The following is a 15,053-nucleotide window of genomic DNA, read 5'->3' on the forward strand; positions in this document are numbered from 1 at the left end:
TGAATATAGAGAGGGAAGCTTTCAGCAGCCTTGCAGACCCGGTTGTGAATAGCTGACGCCGGGGGCGTAACCCGGCGTCGGTTTTTTCCGTGTCGCGTGTAGTTCTTAGTGCACCAGCATGCCGGTGAACCAGTAAGCCTGAGCCAACGTGATCAGGCCGACGATCGTTGCAAAGAATAGGCTGTGCTTGAGGGTGAAGCGGAACAGATCCGATTCCTTGCCCACCAGCCCGGTCGCGGCGCAGGCCACGGCGATCGATTGCGGCGAAATCATCTTGCCGGTCACGCCGCCGCTGGTATTTGCCGCCACCAGCAAGGTGTCGTTGACGCCGATCTGGTGCGCGGTGGTTGCTTGCAGCGAACTGAACAGTGCGTTGGAGGAAGTATCGGAACCGGTCAGGAACACGCCGAGCCAGCCGAGGAACGGCGAGAAGAACGGGAATGCCGCCCCCGTGCCTGCCAAGACCAAAGCCATGGTCGACGACATGCCCGAGTAGTTGGTGACGAAGGCGAAGGCCAACACCATACCGATGGACAGAATCGGCCAGCGCAGTTCGTAAAAGGTTTCTTTTAAAGTGGTCAGACCAGTTTTCAGATTGATCTTCAGCACCAGCATCGAGATCAGCGCGGAGAAGAAAATCGCCGTGCCGGTCGCGGAAACCGGATCGAGTTTGAATACCGCCGGCATCGCCGTCGGTGCGGTCACGATCGGTGCGATCTTGATCACCATTTGATCCAGGTGCGGGATAGCGAAGTTGAACACCCAGCTATACATCGAGCCACCTGCAGCGAACATCGCCTTGAACGGTTTCAGCGTCCAGATCGTGACCAGCACGGTGAGGATTAGAAAGGGCGACCAGGCTTTGAAAATTTCCCCCAGGCTGTAAGGCGAAGCCACGGTGGTGCGTTTCTGGCCGAAACCACCGGCGCTGGACACCACGGAAGCCGAGACGGCACCGACGATGTGTGCGCCTGCAGCGCGTTTTGGCTGCCAGACTTTCAGGAACAGGGTTAGAGAAATCAGGCTGACCAGCGCCGAGGTGATGTCCGGCAGCTCCGGGCCAATGAAGTTCGAAGTGAAGTATTGGGTGACGGCAAAGCTCAAACCGGCCACCAGTGCGGCAGGCCAGGTTTCCCGAACGCCGCGCAGGCCATCCATCATGAACACCAGCCAGAACGGCACGAACACCGACAACAATGGCAGTTGCCGACCCGCCATGGCGCCGATCTTGAACGCGTCTATGCCGGTGACTTGCCCGGCGACGATGATCGGAATCCCCAGTGCGCCAAAGGCCACCGGCGCAGTGTTGGCGATCAAACACAGGCCTGCGGCATACAGCGGGTTGAAGCCCAGCCCTACCAGCAGCGCGGCGGTAATCGCTACCGGTGCGCCGAAACCGGCGGCACCTTCCAGGAAGGCGCCGAAGCAAAAGCCGATCAGCAGCACTTGCAGACGTTGGTCGTCAGTGATCGACAACACCGAGCTGCGGATCACTTCGAACTGGCCACTCTTGACCGTCAGTTTGTACAGGAACACCGCTGCCACGATGATCCACGCAATCGGCCACAAGCCGTAGGCGAAGCCATAGCCGGCTGCCGCAAAGGCCATATCGACCGGCATCTGGAACGCGAAGATTGCCACGGCAATCGACAGCGCGAGGGTAATGCTGCCGGCCACGTGGCCTTTGAGGCGGAACACGGCCAAAGCCAGGAAGAAAAATACGATGGGGATGACGGCCGCGAGTGCGGACACGCCGAGACTGCCGAGCGGGCTGTAGAGCTGTTGCCAGGTTTGCATATGGGGTGGCCCCTAATTGTTGTTGGTCAGGCACTGGTCAGCGTTCTTGGATAATTGGTAATACCAATTTACAATCGCTGTTGGCTAGGGTAAAAGCCTTGTATACGGTGTGTCAATTTGCCGCCCTAAAACTTTTGTCGAATAAGCGGTGCAGAACGCATCTGATTCGTTCGATCAAGCGTCGACTGGTAGGTGCTGGTGCGGCGTCAATAGGCCAGAATAGAGAGCCCGGCGAGCCGCCGGGATCGTGGAGAATTGAGTGATGGGGTTTGATCAGATTCGGCAGCGCCGTTTGTCTGACGATATTGTCGAGCAGCTCGAAGGGATGATTCTCGAGGGCACATTGAAGGCCGGCGAGCGGCTGCCGGCGGAGCGTGCGTTGGCCGAGCAGTTCGGCGTGTCACGCCCTTCGTTGCGCGAAGCGATTCAGAAACTGGCGGCCAAAGGTCTGCTGGTCAGCCGTCAGGGCGGTGGTAACTATGTGGTGGAATCCCTGGGCTCGACGTTCAGCGATCCGCTGCTGCATCTGCTGGAAAGCAACCCCGAGGCTCAGCGTGATTTGCTGGAGTTTCGTCATACGCTGGAAGCATCCTGTGCTTACTACGCGGCATTGCGCGCCACGGACGTGGATCGCGAGCGGCTGACGGCGGCATTCGACGAGTTGCAAGACTGCTATTCGCGCCATGACGAAGTGGGTCGGGCGGAAGAGGGCGCGGCAGATGCGAAATTCCATTTGGCGATCGCCGAGGCCAGTCATAACGCGGTGTTGCTGCACACCATTCGTGGCCTGTTCGACCTGCTCAAGCGCAACGTGGTGACCAACATCGGCGGCATGTACAAGCAGCGTGCTGAAACCCGCGACATGCTGATTGCGCAGCACAGAGAATTGTATCTGGCGATTATCGAAGGTCGGGCGGAGCAGGCGCGGGAAGTTTCCAGTCGGCACATTTTGTATGTGCAGGAAGTGCTGGAAGAGGTGCGTCAGGAAGTGCAGCGCGTGGCTCGGGCGGAGCGGCGCAAGGGGATGTAATCAGTTCACTGTGGCGAGGGCTTGCTCCCGTTGGGGCGCGAAGCGGCCCCCAGGCCAGCACCGTTAAGCAGATCGTTTACGACTGCTTCGCAGCCGAGCGGGAGCAAGCTCCCTCGCCACAAAAGCCGCGATCAGGGTGGAAAATTAATCTTCCTTACCCTTGTTTCGCACCGCGCGCTGCAATTCACGACCGGCGTCGCGTTCGCGTTCGGTATCGCGCTTGTCGTATTCCTTCTTACCCTTGCCCAGAGCGATCTCGCACTTGACCATGTGCTTGCTCCAGTACCAGGAAAGGCATACGCAGGCGTAACCTTTTTGCTGCACGGCAGCGGCCAGCTTTTCCAGCTCGCGCCGGTTGAGCAGCAATTTTCGGGTGCGGGTCGGATCAGCGATGACGTGCGTACTGGCAGTCATCAGCGGCGTAATGTGGCTGCCGAGCAGCCAAGCTTCGCCATCCTTGAGCAATACGTAACTGTCAACCAGTTGTAGCTTGCTAGCCCGCAAACTTTTTACTTCCCAGCCGGCCAGGACCAGACCAGCCTCGAACTTATGCTCGATGAAGTAATCGTGTCGCGCCTTTTTGTTCTGCGCGATGGTCCCTGTTGGGTGTTTCTTCTGTTTAGCCATAGGGGCGGCATTATAGGGAGTTGCAAGCAAGTCGGCTACGGTGACGCTACGTGCTTGAGCAGGTTGATTGAATCCCGGACAATGCGGCCTCTTTTTTGATCGCTTGGGCGTGATAACGATGTCGACAGACAAGGTTTCTGTCCACGGCAGTTGGGCTAGCCGCTGGGTCTTCATACTCGCCGCGACCGGTTCGGCCGTGGGGTTGGGTAGTATCTGGAAATTCCCTTACATGGTCGGCGTCTACGGTGGCGGAGCCTTCGTGCTGATGTTCCTGGCCTGTATCGCGCTGATCGGTATGCCCGTCATGCTGGCCGAAACCCTGATCGGCCGCCGCGCGCGGCAGAGCCCGGCCAATGCCTTGAAGGTCCTGGCACTGGAAGCGGGGCATTCGGCGAAGTGGTCCTGGGGCGCATTTGCCGGGATGATCACGGCGCTGCTGATCCTCTCCTTCTATAGCGTGGTCGGCGGTTGGTCGCTGGATTACATCATCGACATGGGGCGTGGCGACTTCCAGGGTGTAACGCCTGACCAGGTCGGGGCTTATTTCGGCAATGTGATCGCCGACCCATGGCGCCTGACACTTTGGCATACGATTTTCATGCTCCTCTCTGCGGTGGTGATCGCTAAAGGCGTTGTTGCCGGGCTTGAGCGCAGCTTGCGAATCATGATGCCGCTGCTGTTCGTAATGATCCTGGTGCTGCTGGGTTACAGCATGACCACGGGCCATTTCATGGAAGGCGTGCATTTCATGTTCGACTTTCATCCGGAAAAAGTGCTCGACGGTTTGCTGCCGGCGATGGGGCACGCTTTCTTTTCCCTGAGCGTAGGCGTCGGTTCGATCATGATCTACGGCGCTTACATGCCGAAGAATTCGTCGATCTCAGGGACTGTGGTCGGCGTGGCGCTGCTCGATACCTTCGTTTCCCTGGTGGCCGGTCTGGCATTGTTTCCGATTGTGTTTGCCGCGGGCCTGAACCCGAGCGAAGGCCCTGGCCTGATGTTCGTCAGCCTGCCATTTGCATTTGGCAACGTGGCGTTCGGCCAGTTGATGGGCGTAGTGTTCTTCGTGCTGGTAGCGATTGCTGCATGGAGTTCGGCGATTTCCCTGCTCGAACCGATGGTGGCTTACCTGGTTGAGCGCACGAAGATCAGCCGCGCCTGGGTCACCTTCTGGCTGGCGTTCACCTGCTGGTTCGTCGGTCTGGGCACCGTGTTCTCCTTCAATATCTGGAAGGAAGCCAAGTTTTTCGTGAACGAAGGCGGGATGTTCCACCTCTATCAATGGGGGGCAGCCGGTGGTCTGGACTTCTTCGGTGTGATCGATTTCTTCACCTCGCGGATCATGTTGCCACTCGGTGGTTTGTGTTTCGTGATGTTTGCGGGCTGGGTGATGGGGCGTGAAGCGGTGCGCGACGAGTTGTCGATCCATCGTCCGGTGCTGTTCGCCCTGTCCCTGTTCTTGATGCGCTATGTGGCGCCCATCGGCATTCTCGTAGTGTTTGCCGCCCAGCTGTGGAAGTAACGCTGACATGACGACACACATTCAACGTTCGGCCCTGCTGCCGTATCCGGCACAAGCGCTTTATGACTTGGTCAACGACGTGGCCCGCTATCCGGAATTCCTGCCGTGGTGTTCGTCGGCGGAAGTCCTGGAAAGCACTCCTGAGCTTATGCGTGCCAGCGTCGGCGTGGCCAAGGGTGGCCTGAGTCAGCATTTCGTGACGCGTAACACCCTGGTGCCAGGGCGTTCGATCGAGATGAACCTCGAGGAAGGTCCATTCAGCCAGTTGCACGGCGTCTGGGTGTTCAAGCCGTTGGGCGAGAAGGCCTGCAAGATCAGTCTGGACTTGTCGTTCGACTACTCGGGACCGCTGGTGCGTGCCACGTTGGGGCCTTTGTTCAATCAGGCGGCGAACACACTGATGGACGCGTTTTGCCAGCGTGCGAAACAGATGCATGGTTGAGGCAATGATCAAGGTCGAAGTGGTGTATGCCGCTGTTGATCGTCAGGTATTGCTGGCCGTGACGGTGCCGGTGGGCGCAACGGTACGAGAAGCGTTGCTCAAATCCGGCCTGAACAGCGAATTTCCTGAGCTGGATCTGGCCAGTTGTCCGGTTGGGATCTTTGGCAAAGTGATTGCTGAGCCGGCCAGTCGTCCGGTCCAGCCTGGGGATCGCCTCGAGATTTACCGGCCGTTGCTTGCCGATCCAAAAGAAGTTCGCCGGTTACGCGCCGCCAAAGCGGCCGAGACCAAAGCCCGGAATCAGTGATCCGGTTAAACGCCAGGCGATAAAAAACCCGGACATGCCGGGTTTTTTATTGCGTCGCAAATTATTGCGGCGAAGTTTCCAGCGGTTCTGGCGTCGGGACTGGAACGGTTTCTACGTTGTCCACGTCCTTCTGGATCTGGTCCAGCAACGAACCTGGCTTGACCGGTTTTTCTGGCTTCGGCTTCTCGGCGTTTTCTGCAGGTGTGGTCACGGTAGTGCCACTGTCCTTGCCGAGAATGGCTTCGTCGCGGCTCACGCCCGGCATGAAATCGCCAGAGAGGCTGACAAGTTGGTCATTTGGGTTGAAGATAACGCTAATGCGTTCCTGTTGGCGTTCACCGCCACCCGGCTGCAGGCTGTAGAGATAATCCCAGCGATCGGCATGGAACGTGTCAGTCAGCAGAGGGTTACCCATGATAAACCGTACTTGCCGGCGGGTCATTCCCGGGCGTAACTGGTCTATCATGTCCTGCGTGACGACATTGCCCTGCTGGATGTCGATTTTGTAAACCCCGGGGAATGAACAACCGGCGAGTGCGAGCAGTCCCACAAAGGTGAAACTGGTTAGCAAGAGCTTGGTGTTTTGCATCGGTGGGCGACTTCCACTATCTTGGCTGGGACAACGTAAACGCCGATCATACCCGCATTAAGAGAAGCTGCGAAGCAGCATCGCGAGAAAGCTGACCATGGTTGAAAATAGCGAACTACGCAAAGCCGGCCTCAAAGTGACCCTTCCACGGGTCAAAATTCTGCAAATGCTCGATTCCGCCGAGCAACGCCACATGAGTGCCGAGGATGTCTACAAGGCGCTGATGGAGGCTGGTGAGGACGTCGGTCTGGCCACGGTTTACCGTGTTCTGACCCAGTTCGAGGCAGCTGGCCTTGTGGTGCGGCATAACTTCGACGGAGGCCATGCGGTCTTCGAGCTGGACGACGGCAAGCATCACGACCATATGGTCAACGTCGAGACCAGTGAAGTGATCGAATTCTTCGACGAAGAAATCGAGCGGCTGCAGAAAGCAATCGTCGACAAGTATGGCTTCGAGATGGTTGATCACAATCTTGTACTGTACGTGCGCAAGAAAAAGTAAGCATGTCGCGCGAACTTCAGGTTCGCGAAACGAACGAAGGCGACCCCAGGGTCGCCTTCGTGCTTTCTGCCGTTCTTAAATTTTCGCGGTAACGACCATCTTTTTCGCGTGAGCCAGTGATTCCTTGGTGAGGTCGATGCCACCCAGCATCCGTGCCACTTCTTCGACACGATCGGTCTTGCTCAGTTTGGAAACGGCCGTACGCGTAGCGTCTTCACCGCGCACCTTGTGTACAAATAGATGTTGATGCCCTTGCGCCGCCACTTGCGGCAAGTGAGTCACGGTCAGAACCTGCCCGCGCTCCCCGAGGCGTCGCAGTAACTGGCCGACAATCTCGGCGGTCGGGCCGCCGATACCCACGTCCACTTCGTCGAACACCAGGGTCGGTACGCGCGAGGTCTGTGCAGTGATCACCTGAATCGCCAGGCTGATACGCGACAGTTCGCCACCCGATGCCACTTTCGCCAGGGCTTTCAACGGTTGCCCCGGGTTGGCGCTCACCAGCAGTTCTACCTGTTCGAGCCCGTTAGGCAGCAGTTCGTCGCTGCTGTTGGGGCGAAGTTCGATGGTGAAGCGGCCGCCGGGCATGCCCAGGCGCTGGATTTCCTGTTCCACGGCACTGGCCAGGCTGCTTGAGGCTTGATGCCGCAAGTCGCTCAGCTCCCGAGCCTTCTCCTGATAATGGCGGGCGTAGGAGGCCAGTTCATCGCTCAATCGCTCGATGGATTCGTCGTTGGCGTTCAGGGTTTCGATTTCATCGAGTAGCCTCTGCTGCATCTCGGCGACTTCAGTCGGCTGGATGCGGTGTTTGCGCGCCAAGGTGTAGATGGCATCGAGGCGCTCTTCCAGGTATTGAAGGCGGGCCGGGTCGGCGTCGAAATTGTCGAGAAAGCGGTTCAGCTCGCCCACGGCTTCTTCAACCTGAATCTGCGCGCTGGTCAGCAGGCTGCTGGCTTCGCCCAGGGCGCCGATCGAATTGTTTACGCTCGATAGGCGGTTAAGGCTGGCAGTGAGTGCATTCAATACGTTGCCGGAATCACTTTCGCTGCATTGTTCGACCACTTGCCGGCAAATGCCCAGCAGGGTTTCGGCATTGGTCAGGTTTTTGTGTTCCTGTTCCAGCTGCTCCAGTTCGTTCTCGCCGAGGCCGAGGTTTTCCAGTTCTTCGAGTTGGTAGCTGAGCAACTGATGACGAGCGCGCTGTTCGTCGCCGGAGTTGGAGAGGCGTTCCAGTTCCTGGCGGGTCTGGCGCCAGCGTTGGGCGGCCAGTTGCACCTGGCGAGCCAGGTCCGTGGCGCCGGCGTATTCGTCGAGCAGGCGGCGGTGAGTATCGGTTTTGAGCAGGGATTGGTGTTCGTGCTGGCTGTGGATATCAATCAGCAACTCGCCCAAGGCCTTCAGGTCGCCGAGAGGGCAGGGGGTGCCGTTGATGTAGCCGCGCGAGCGCCCTTCAGCGGTGATCACTCGACGCAGAATGCACGGCCCGTCGCTCTCGAGGTCGCGCTCGGCCAGCCAGGCGCTGGCTTCCGGAATGTCGATCAGGTCGAAAGTGGCCAGGATATCGGCCTTGTCGGCACCCGGGCGGACCACGCCGTTGTCGGCGCGATCGCCCAGGGTCAGGCCCAGGGCGTCGAGCATGATCGACTTGCCGGCGCCGGTTTCCCCTGTGATCACGCTCATCCCGCGATCGAGTTCGAGATCGAGATGTTCAACGATGGCGTAGTTGTGTACGGACAGGTGCACCAGCATAAAGGCCGCTCCCAAGCTTTAGGTCTGGTTATTTATACAGTGTTTTGTTTCGGGCTGACAATGCCCCCTCTTAGGTCGATTTGCTTGATCGAAGGAAATCCTTAGTGCGGTGAGGAATGACAATGCAGCTGTTTTTTGTAGGGTTAATCAACAAATAGCCCTTGAAGCTGAATTTTGCGGCCCCATATACCGGGGCAGAAGCGCGAGTTGAGCTCGCGGACGATATTGGAAGGAGAAATCTATGGCTGACGAACAGACAGTGGATACGCAAAATCTAGACGCCAACCAGGGCCCCGAGGCTTCGGGTGAAGACCTGGCGGCTCGTGTACAAGTGCTCGAAGAGCAATTGGCTGGTGCGCAGGATCAGGCTTTGCGTGTAGCCGCCGATCTGCAGAACGTCCGCCGCCGTGCCGAGCAGGACGTTGAAAAGGCTCACAAATTCGCCCTGGAAAAGTTCGCTGGCGACCTGCTGCCGATCATCGACAGCCTGGAGCGCGGCCTGGAGCTATCCAACCCTGACGACGAAAACATTCGTCCGATGCGCGAAGGGATCGAGCTGACCCTGAAAATGTTCCAGGACACCCTGAAGCGCTATCACCTGGAAGCGATCGATCCTGAAGGCGAACCCTTCAACGCCTCGCATCACCAGGCAATGGCCATGCAGGAAAGCGCCGATGTCGAGCCAAACAGCGTGCTCAAGGTGTTTCAGAAGGGCTACCAGCTCCACGGTCGCCTGCTGCGCCCGGCCATGGTTGTGGTCAGCAAGGCACCTGCACCCGTTTCGCCTTCGATTGACGAGCAGGCTTGAAATTAGCCGCAAGGCCCCCATTTAGAAGTCAAGCGTTTAAGTGCTACCGCAGTCAGCCACCACTACTGCGGCATCCAAATCCAAAGTTTCGGGAGAGTGAACATGGGCAAAATTATCGGTATCGACCTGGGGACTACCAACTCCTGCGTCTCCGTGCTGGAAAACGGCAAAGCCAAAGTTATTGAAAACGCTGAAGGCGCGCGTACCACGCCGTCGATCATCGCTTATGCCAACGACGGTGAAATCCTGGTTGGTCAGTCGGCCAAGCGTCAGGCAGTGACCAATCCGCATAACACCCTGTACGCGGTGAAGCGTCTGATCGGTCGTCGTTTTGACGAAGAAGTCGTACAGAAAGACATCCAGATGGTCCCTTACAAGATCGTCAAGGCTGACAACAACGACGCCTGGGTTGAAGTGAACGGCCAGAAAATGGCGCCGCCACAAATTTCGGCTGAAATTCTGAAGAAAATGAAGAAGACCGCCGAAGACTACCTCGGCGAGCCAGTGACCGAAGCGGTCATCACCGTTCCGGCCTACTTCAACGACAGCCAGCGTCAAGCCACCAAAGACGCCGGCCGCATCGCGGGTCTGGACGTTAAACGTATCATCAACGAACCAACCGCAGCGGCACTGGCCTACGGTATGGACAAGGCGAAAGGCGATCACACCGTGATCGTTTACGACTTGGGCGGCGGTACTTTCGACGTTTCCGTGATCGAAATCGCTGAAGTCGATGGCGAGCACCAGTTCGAAGTGTTGGCCACCAACGGCGACACTTTCCTGGGTGGTGAAGACTTTGACATCCGTCTGATCGACTACCTCGTTGACGAGTTCAAGAAAGAAAGCGGCATGAACCTCAAGGGTGACCCGCTGGCCATGCAGCGTCTGAAAGAAGCCGCTGAGAAAGCCAAGATCGAACTGTCCTCGAGCCAGTCGACCGACGTGAACCTGCCGTACATCACTGCAGACGCTACCGGTCCTAAGCACTTGAACGTGAAAATCTCCCGCGCCAAGCTCGAAGCGTTGGTGGAAGACCTGGTTCAGCGCACCATCGAACCTTGCCGCATCGCCATGAAAGATGCCGGTATCGAGATTGGTGCGATCAACGACGTGATCCTGGTCGGCGGTCAGACCCGTATGCCACTGGTTCAGAAGCTGGTGACCGATTTCTTCGGTAAAGAAGCACGTAAAGACGTCAACCCTGACGAAGCTGTTGCCATGGGTGCTGCTATCCAGGGCGCGGTATTGGCCGGTGACGTGAAAGACGTTCTGCTGCTCGACGTCAGCCCGCTGACCTTGGGTATCGAAACCATGGGCGGCGTGATGACCGCGCTGATCGAGAAAAACACCACGATTCCTACCAAGAAATCGCAAGTGTTCTCGACTGCCGACGACAACCAGGGCGCAGTGACCATTCACGTGCTGCAAGGTGAGCGTAAGCAAGCCGCACAGAACAAGTCCCTGGGCAAGTTCGACCTGGCCGAGATTCCACCAGCACCACGTGGCGTGCCACAAATCGAAGTGACCTTCGACATCGACGCCAACGGCATCCTGCACGTCGGCGCGAAAGACAAGGCTACCGGCAAGACTCAGTCGATCGTGATCAAGGCCAACTCCGGTCTGTCCGAGGAAGAAATTCAGCAGATGGTTCGCGATGCTGAAGTGAACGCTGAAGAAGACCGCAAGTTCGAAGAGCTGGCCAGCGCCCGTAACCAGGGCGATGCCCTGGTTCACTCGACGCGCAAAATGGTCGCTGATGCTGGCGACAAAGTGAGCGCTGAAGAGAAGACTGCAATCGAAGCCGCTGTCGTTGCCCTGGAAACCGCCATCAAAGGTGATGACAAGGCCGCTATCGAAGCCAAGGTTGAAGAGTTGTCCAAGGTTTCCGCGCCAGTGGCTCAGAAAATGTACGCTGATCAGGCTCAGCCAGCTGAAGGCGCGGCGCCGAAAGACGAATCGGCTGAAAAGGCTGACGACGTTGTCGATGCCGAGTTCGAAGAAGTCAAAGACCACAAGTAAGTTGTTGGTCGCCCGGTTGACTGCCTTCAGGCGGTGACTGGTAGGATGTCGCCGCGCGGGAGCTTGCTCCCGCGTTGGCGTGTCTGGAGTTAGCGAATTTTTACAGCATGCGACAGCGCTCGGGTGCTGAAGGTATGACCGGAAATGCTCCTGCTTTTCGAGTCGAAAGTACCGCATCGAATCAAAGACCAGGATCGTTGAATTGACGTGAGTTGGGTCCGGGCCTGTATTGGGGCTCAACGAGTTTGGCGAGGCTCAGGAGAGGTTTGCCGAACGTCCTTAAGAGTGCAAAGACTTATGGCAAAGCGTGACTATTACGAAGTATTGGGTGTTGAGCGTGGTTCAAGCGAAGCGGACCTGAAAAAGGCCTACCGTCGCCTGGCGATGAAGCACCACCCGGACCGTAATCCCGATGACAAAGCGTCGGAAGATATGTTCAAGGAGGCCAACGAGGCCTACGAAGTGCTGTCCGATTCCAGCAAGCGCGCGGCCTATGACCAATACGGTCATGCCGGTGTCGACCCGAGCATGGGTGGCGGCGGTGCCGGGTTTGGCGGTCAGAACTTCTCCGATATCTTTGGCGATGTCTTCAGTGACTTCTTCGGTGGCGGTCGCGGCGGTGCTCGTGGCGGCGCTCAGCGCGGCAGCGACCTGCGTTACACCCTGGAGCTGAACCTGGAAGAAGCGGTGCGCGGCACGACCGTGAATATCCGCGTTCCGACACTGGTCAACTGCAAGCCGTGCGACGGCTCGGGCGCCAAGAAAGGCTCCTCTCCGGTCACTTGTCCGACGTGCGGCGGTATCGGTCAGGTGCGCATGCAGCAGGGCTTCTTCTCGGTGCAGCAGACCTGCCCGCGTTGCCATGGCCAGGGCAAGATCATTTCCGATCCGTGCGATTCCTGCCGCGGCGAAGGTCGTGTCGAAGAGTACAAGACCCTGTCGGTGAAAGTGCCGGCCGGTGTCGATACGGGTGACCGTATTCGCCTGTCCGGTGAAGGCGAGGCGGGAGCGCAGGGTGGCCCGACCGGCGACCTGTACGTGGTGATCAACGTGCGTGAGCACGCGATCTTTCAGCGTGACGGCAAGCATCTGTTCTGCGAAGTGCCGATCAGCTTCGTCGATGCAGCGCTGGGCGGCGAGCTGGAGATTCCGACCCTCGATGGTCGGGTCAAACTGAAGATCCCTGAAGGGACTCAGACCGGTAAGCAGTTCCGTGTTCGCGGTAAAGGCGTCGCGCCGGTTCGTGGTGGCGGTGCTGGTGACCTGATGTGCCGTGTGGCGGTCGAAACCCCGGTCAACCTGGGTCGGCGTCAGCGCGAATTGCTTGAGGAGTTCCGCAGCTCCCTGGCGGACGACAACAGTCATTCGCCGAAAACCACCGGTTGGTTCGAAGGCGTGAAGCGCTTCTTCGGCGATTTGTAAGGAGTCGGCATGCGACGTATAGCTGTGATGGGCGCTGCCGGGCGCATGGGCAAGATTCTGGTCGAGGCGGTGCAGCAGCGCGCACCGCTGACTGGCCTGACGGCAGCCATCGTGCGCCCCGGCAGCACGCTGATTGGCGTGGATGCCGGTGAGCTGGCATCGCTGGGACGAATTGGTGTGCCGCTGTCCGGTAAGCTGGATGCGGTGGCCGATGAGTTCGATGTGTTGATCGACTTCACACTCCCTGAAGTCATGCTGAAAAACCTGGAGTTCTGCCGCAAGGCGGGCAAGGCCATGGTGATCGGCACGACGGGATTGGACGCCGCGCAGAAGCAGTTGCTGGTCGAGGCAAGCGAAGATATTGCGATTGTGTTCGCGGCCAATTTCAGTGTCGGTGTAAACCTGTCGCTGAAGCTGCTCGACATGGCGGCTCGTGTGCTGGGCGATGACGCTGATATCGAAATCATCGAAGCCCATCATCGGCACAAGATCGATGCGCCTTCAGGCACGGCTCTGCGCATGGGTGAAGTCATCGCCAGCGCGCTGGATCGTGATCTGCAGAAGGTCGCGGTCTATGGTCGTGAAGGTCACACCGGTGTGCGCGAGCGTGAAACGATCGGCTTTGCCACTGTTCGCGGTGGTGATGTGGTTGGTGATCATACGGTACTGTTCGCCTGTGAGGGCGAGCGACTGGAAATCACTCACAAGGCATCCAGTCGCATGACCTTCGCCAAGGGCGCGGTACGTGCGGCTTTGTGGCTGGACGGTCGTGAGCCGGGCCTTTACGACATGCAAGACGTGCTCGACCTGCGGTAAGATGTGCCCGAAATCGGGTTCAAACTCATCGTTTGGACCCGGTTTTATTCCGCCAAGCGACGTCCTGTCGCATTCTCCGGCCTTTAGGGCTCATTGGCGGTAGACCAAAAATGCCTTTTTCTGTAAGCTACAGCTTTAGTGTGTCCACTAAAAGCGCGCAGAATAATTCGGTGAAGAAGCGGGGTGACGTGTCCATACGTCACTCCGCTTTTTTACAACCTGCGATCGCCCTTTCAGGCTTTATATTTACGGGAGGTCTTCTTGACTAAGCCAGCCATACTCGCCCTTGCTGATGGCAGCATTTTTCGCGGCGAAGCCATTGGAGCCGACGGTCAAACCGTTGGTGAGGTGGTGTTCAACACCGCAATGACCGGCTATCAGGAAATCCTTACCGATCCTTCCTACGCCCAACAGATCGTTACCCTGACGTACCCGCACATCGGCAATACCGGCACTACGCCGGAAGACGCCGAGTCCGACCGCGTCTGGTCCGCTGGCCTGGTCATTCGTGACCTGCCACTGGTTGCGAGCAACTGGCGCAACACGATGTCACTGTCCGACTACCTGAAAGCCAACAATGTGGTGGCAATCGCCGGTATCGACACTCGCCGCCTGACGCGCATCCTGCGTGAGAAAGGCGCACAGAACGGCTGCATCATGGCCGGTGACAACATTTCCGAAGAAGCTGCCATCGCCGCAGCTCAGGGTTTCCCTGGCCTCAAAGGCATGGACCTGGCAAAAGTCGTCAGCACCAAAGAGAAGTACGAGTGGCGCTCGACGGTCTGGGATCTGAAAACCGACAGCCACGCGACTCTGGAAGCCTCCGAGCTGCCATATCACGTGGTGGCTTACGACTACGGCGTCAAGCTGAACATTCTGCGCATGCTGGTCGAGCGCGGTTGCCGCGTGACCGTGGTGCCTGCACAGACTCCGGCCGCCGAAGCACTGGCACTGAAACCGGACGGCGTGTTCCTGTCCAACGGCCCGGGCGACCCTGAGCCATGCGACTACGCGATCCAGGCAATCAAGGATGTGCTGGAAACCGAAATTCCGGTATTCGGCATCTGCCTCGGTCACCAGCTGCTGGCTCTGGCCTCCGGCGCCAAGACCCTGAAAATGGGTCACGGCCACCACGGTGCCAACCACCCGGTCCAGGATCTGGACAGCGGTGTGGTGATGATCACCAGCCAGAACCACGGTTTTGCGGTAGACGAAGCGACCCTGCCAGGTAACGTTCGGGCGATCCACAAATCGCTGTTCGACGGCACCCTGCAAGGCATCGAGCGTACCGACAAGAGCGCCTTCAGCTTCCAGGGTCACCCTGAAGCCAGCCCTGGCCCGAACGACGTAGCGCCACTGTTTGATCGCTTCATCAATGAAATGGCCAAGCGACGCTAATCGCTCGCCCTGATGTAGCGAAGCC

Annotated in this window: 14 protein-coding genes; 10 read left to right on the forward strand and 4 right to left on the reverse strand. The window is 58.3% G+C overall.

Features of this window, described 5'->3' with window-relative positions; all coding sequences use genetic code 11:
* Positions 1-105: 105 nt before the first annotated feature.
* Positions 106-1,797, reverse strand: coding sequence for a lactate permease LctP family transporter (locus tag AB3226_RS18560; RefSeq protein ID WP_367374121.1), 1,692 nt, complete (start codon positions 1,795-1,797; stop codon positions 106-108).
* 262 nt (positions 1,798-2,059) lie between these two features.
* Here AB3226_RS18560 and AB3226_RS18565 point away from each other — a divergent pair, with 262 nt between their 5' ends.
* A complete protein-coding gene (locus tag AB3226_RS18565) occupies positions 2,060-2,827 on the forward strand; it encodes a GntR family transcriptional regulator (protein ID WP_030128095.1) in 768 nt (255 codons plus the stop codon).
* A gap of 144 nt (positions 2,828-2,971) precedes the next feature.
* Here the strand turns inward: AB3226_RS18565 and smpB are convergent, their stop codons facing one another.
* Positions 2,972-3,454: an SsrA-binding protein SmpB gene (gene smpB, locus AB3226_RS18570; protein ID WP_007900551.1), complete on the reverse strand. Its 483-nt coding sequence runs from the start codon at positions 3,452-3,454 to the stop codon at positions 2,972-2,974.
* A gap of 118 nt (positions 3,455-3,572) precedes the next feature.
* Here smpB and AB3226_RS18575 point away from each other — a divergent pair, with 118 nt between their 5' ends.
* The 3 genes from AB3226_RS18575 to AB3226_RS18585 are packed head-to-tail and all read left to right on the forward strand — an operon-like array spanning position 3,573 to position 5,725.
* On the forward strand, positions 3,573-4,976 hold the full coding sequence (locus AB3226_RS18575; protein WP_367374122.1) for a sodium-dependent transporter: 1,404 nt from the start codon (positions 3,573-3,575) through the stop codon (positions 4,974-4,976).
* A 7-nt stretch (positions 4,977-4,983) separates the two neighbouring features.
* Positions 4,984-5,418 (forward strand): type II toxin-antitoxin system RatA family toxin, encoded by a 435-nt coding sequence (locus tag AB3226_RS18580; RefSeq protein ID WP_030128093.1) that lies wholly within the window; start codon positions 4,984-4,986, stop codon positions 5,416-5,418.
* On the forward strand, positions 5,411-5,725 hold the full coding sequence (locus AB3226_RS18585) for an RnfH family protein (RefSeq protein WP_367374123.1): 315 nt from the start codon (positions 5,411-5,413) through the stop codon (positions 5,723-5,725). The genes AB3226_RS18580 and AB3226_RS18585 overlap by 8 nt, the downstream gene beginning before the upstream one ends.
* 61 nt (positions 5,726-5,786) lie before the next feature.
* Here AB3226_RS18585 and AB3226_RS18590 read toward each other — a convergent pair whose 3' ends face one another.
* On the reverse strand, positions 5,787-6,314 hold the full coding sequence (locus tag AB3226_RS18590; RefSeq protein ID WP_305483410.1) for an outer membrane protein assembly factor BamE: 528 nt from the start codon (positions 6,312-6,314) through the stop codon (positions 5,787-5,789).
* A gap of 97 nt (positions 6,315-6,411) precedes the next feature.
* On the opposite strand from AB3226_RS18590, the gene fur reads away from it, so the two are divergent.
* The gene (gene fur, locus AB3226_RS18595; RefSeq protein WP_003197684.1) at positions 6,412-6,816 is read left to right on the forward strand and encodes a ferric iron uptake transcriptional regulator; all 405 of its coding nucleotides are present in this window, start codon (positions 6,412-6,414) and stop codon (positions 6,814-6,816) included.
* A 75-nt stretch (positions 6,817-6,891) separates the two neighbouring features.
* Here the strand turns inward: fur and recN are convergent, their stop codons facing one another.
* The gene (recN, locus tag AB3226_RS18600; protein ID WP_367374124.1) at positions 6,892-8,565 is read right to left on the reverse strand and encodes a DNA repair protein RecN; all 1,674 of its coding nucleotides are present in this window, start codon (positions 8,563-8,565) and stop codon (positions 6,892-6,894) included.
* Positions 8,566-8,806: 241 nt separating this feature from the next.
* Between recN and grpE the strand changes: the two genes are divergently transcribed.
* From grpE to carA, 5 genes are all read left to right on the forward strand, one after another.
* The gene (gene grpE, locus AB3226_RS18605; RefSeq protein WP_007900531.1) at positions 8,807-9,373 is read left to right on the forward strand and encodes a nucleotide exchange factor GrpE; all 567 of its coding nucleotides are present in this window, start codon (positions 8,807-8,809) and stop codon (positions 9,371-9,373) included.
* 102 nt (positions 9,374-9,475) lie between these two features.
* Entirely contained in the window at positions 9,476-11,392 is a 1,917-nt protein-coding gene (gene dnaK, locus AB3226_RS18610) for a molecular chaperone DnaK (RefSeq protein ID WP_030128089.1), read from the forward strand.
* 297 nt (positions 11,393-11,689) lie between these two features.
* Positions 11,690-12,814 (forward strand): molecular chaperone DnaJ, encoded by a 1,125-nt coding sequence (dnaJ, locus tag AB3226_RS18615; RefSeq protein WP_367374125.1) that lies wholly within the window; start codon positions 11,690-11,692, stop codon positions 12,812-12,814.
* Between the two features lie 9 nt (positions 12,815-12,823).
* Complete coding sequence (gene dapB, locus AB3226_RS18620; RefSeq protein ID WP_367374126.1) at positions 12,824-13,630, forward strand: 4-hydroxy-tetrahydrodipicolinate reductase; 807 nt, start codon at positions 12,824-12,826, stop codon at positions 13,628-13,630.
* 261 nt (positions 13,631-13,891) lie between these two features.
* On the forward strand, positions 13,892-15,028 hold the full coding sequence (gene carA / locus AB3226_RS18625) for a glutamine-hydrolyzing carbamoyl-phosphate synthase small subunit (RefSeq protein WP_008005476.1): 1,137 nt from the start codon (positions 13,892-13,894) through the stop codon (positions 15,026-15,028).
* The last annotated feature ends 25 nt before the right edge of the window (positions 15,029-15,053 follow it).

It is taken from the genome of Pseudomonas lini (assembly GCF_964063345.1).
Taxonomy (GTDB): domain Bacteria; phylum Pseudomonadota; class Gammaproteobacteria; order Pseudomonadales; family Pseudomonadaceae; genus Aquipseudomonas; species Aquipseudomonas lini_B.